The organism is Paenibacillus sp. P4_E11, from assembly GCF_056401635.1.
Map to the genome: position 1 here is coordinate 1 of NZ_JBFUIX010000320.1, position 2,590 is coordinate 2,590.

Below are 2,590 nucleotides of genomic sequence, written 5' to 3' on the forward strand. Positions count from 1 at the left end.
GGAGTAAAGGGGTTGGGCTGGAGACAGCTTCCTGAAATCATGAGCTTGGATGCGTCTAATCTGCTTGTTTATAAGGTCTGGTTCGTTCGGCTACCGCGTGTCGTTCTGGCGATTATTATTGGCGCGGGGTTGGCTATAGCTGGTTGCATACTGCAAGGGATCACAAGAAATCCGTTGTCTGACCCAGAGTTAATGGGCATTAATCAGGGGGCGTCCTTCTTGGTCGTATTATCCTTAGCCTTATTTGGTCTGAAAGACGTTACGGTTACGATTCTGATTGCTGCCTTTATTGGAGCGGCTGCGGGAGGAAGCATTGTATACACGTTGTCCGGGTTGGCTGGTTACACCTCCATTCGGCTTGTGTTAGCAGGTGTTTCGGTATCGTTATTTTTGGCTGCCATGACAACGGGGCTTATTATTTTGCAGGATGATAAATTGTCGGAAATTCTTTATTGGATGGCGGGCAAATTGTCCGGAACGACGTGGACGGATGTGCAGTTGAGTGCGATCAGCATTGTCCCTGGGGCACTTGCAAGCTTATTTCTCGCTAATCAATTTAATGTATTTTCATTAGGGGAGGATACGGCTAGAGGACTCGGGCAAAATGTGACTCGTGTTCGGAGAGTTGCTTTTCTTCTCGTTATTTTATTAGTCGGTGGAGCTGTAGCGCTATGCGGTCCTATAGGATTCGTGGGTTTAATGGTTCCTCATATCGTTAGGTCATGGGTAGGCACGGATTATCGAATTCTGATTCCGATGTCGGCTGTTGCTGGGGCTAGCTTGCTGCTGCTGGCTGATGTTGGCGGCCAATGGGTGCTGTATCCGACGGATACACCAGTTGGGATTATTACCGCTCTGCTTGGAACCCCGTTTTTTCTGTATTTAATGCGCCGAAAAATGGAGGGGAGCTAAGTGCATCATCCAAAACGGAGGTTTGTTCTTATTCTGACAGCGGRCAGTGTACTGATGCTCATTATGGCGGTACTCAGCTTACGCCTAGGCGCGGTGGAGACTCCCTTCCGACAACTGGTAGAAGAGATTGTACAGCGGGATGGAGTTGTCTACGATTACCGGCTGCCGCGGTTGATGATTGCGGTACTTATTGGTATCAATATGTCTCTCTCTGGGTCCATCCTGCAGGGGGTAGCTCGGAATCCGCTTGCTGCTCCTGATTTAATGGGAATTACAGCAGGCGGCGGTCTGGTGACGGTCATTATGATTCTTGCTGTACCGCAATACTCAGCTGTTTTATTACCGTTTTTTGCTTTTGCAGGGGCGATTGGTGCCAGTTTGCTAATTTATTTACTCGCTTATAACAAAGGAATCAAGCCGCAGCGTCTTATTTTATGCGGGGTTGCTGTATCCAGTGGCATACATGCGGTTGTTACCCTGCTGGTCGTCAAATTCGCGCCTACTGCGGCCCAAGCACTCGTATGGCTGAAGGGCAGTCTTTACGCTCGTTCCTGGGAGCATGTGAATGTGATTTGGCCGTGGACACTTGTATGCGGGCTACTAGCCCTTCTGTTTTCCCGTCAGTTGAATACATTGCTACTGAATGAGGATACGATTCGCAGTTTAGGTATGCGGACGGATCGTGTACGTCTGTTCTTGATTGTTCTAGCCGTAGGGCTGGCGGGAAGTGTAGTGGCTGTTGCGGGTGCTATCGGCTTCGTTGGTTTAGTTATTCCTCACCTAGCTCGGCTGCTGGTGGGGCCCAATTATCGTTTGCTGCTTCCAACCTCGGCACTGCTGGGGGCCATTCTAGTAACAGCAGCCGATACGGCAGGACGGATGATCATGCCGCCCATTGAAATTCCCGTTGGGATTATGACTGCGTTCATCGGAGCGCCTTATTTCCTGTATTTACTGCTGCGCACGAAGTAAAGCTAGTGCGGTAAGCCGATTTACCCATGAAAATAAATATTTTCGTTCGATGATAAAAACCGTGTAGGCTTGATGCTGCGCGGTTTTTATCTATTTATGGTACGTAACAAGCTCGTCCGATGGAGAACTTCAACTTCCTCATCCACCTATCCTTTTTGTACGTGCGAGAATGGACCTGGCGTATTCGGAGGGGGTCATGTCGGAGAGCCGTTTGAACTGTCTGGAAAAATGGTGAACGCTACTGTAACCCAAGCTTTCAGCGATCGACGAAATATTCCCGTTTTCCTCGCGGATGAGCTGCTTGGCCCGGTCTATTTTCAGACGATTGAAGTATTCCATCGCCCCAATACCCGTATGTTCCTTGAATAACATTTTGAGTCCCGTACGGCTGATCGCGAATATGTCACACAACTGGTCGAGAGTGTAATTTTGGGCTATATTGCTTTGCATAAAATGGATCATGTTTGAAAACGATTCGTTGCTTTGTTTTTCTCCGACTAAAGGCGCTGTTCTGCTTGAGCTTTGTTCCGCTCTTCTTCTGCGAATAAGACGAATCAGTAAAATCTCCAAATAATTGCGAATAAGCTGTTCTCCTCCAAAGACTGCGCCCTCACTCTCATGTGGACATCCGGATATATCGGGAGAACTGACAGGCGGATCGAACGCAAGCAAGCCTTCTTGCACAATAAATGACAGAATGCGGTAC

General features: G+C 48.5%; 3 protein-coding genes. 2 read left to right on the top strand and 1 reads right to left on the bottom strand.

The window, feature by feature from the left end; translation table 11 throughout:
• A partial coding sequence (locus AC1DWB_RS33400; RefSeq protein WP_477545394.1) for a FecCD family ABC transporter permease occupies positions 1-912 on the top strand: 912 nt, incomplete at its 5' end.
• Entirely contained in the window at positions 913-1,884 is a 972-nt protein-coding gene (locus AC1DWB_RS33405) for a FecCD family ABC transporter permease (RefSeq protein ID WP_477545395.1), read from the top strand.
• 138 nt (positions 1,885-2,022) lie between these two features.
• Here the strand turns inward: AC1DWB_RS33405 and AC1DWB_RS33410 are convergent.
• Positions 2,023-2,590 (bottom strand): helix-turn-helix domain-containing protein (locus AC1DWB_RS33410; RefSeq protein ID WP_477545396.1); only part of this gene is annotated, 568 nt, incomplete at its 5' end.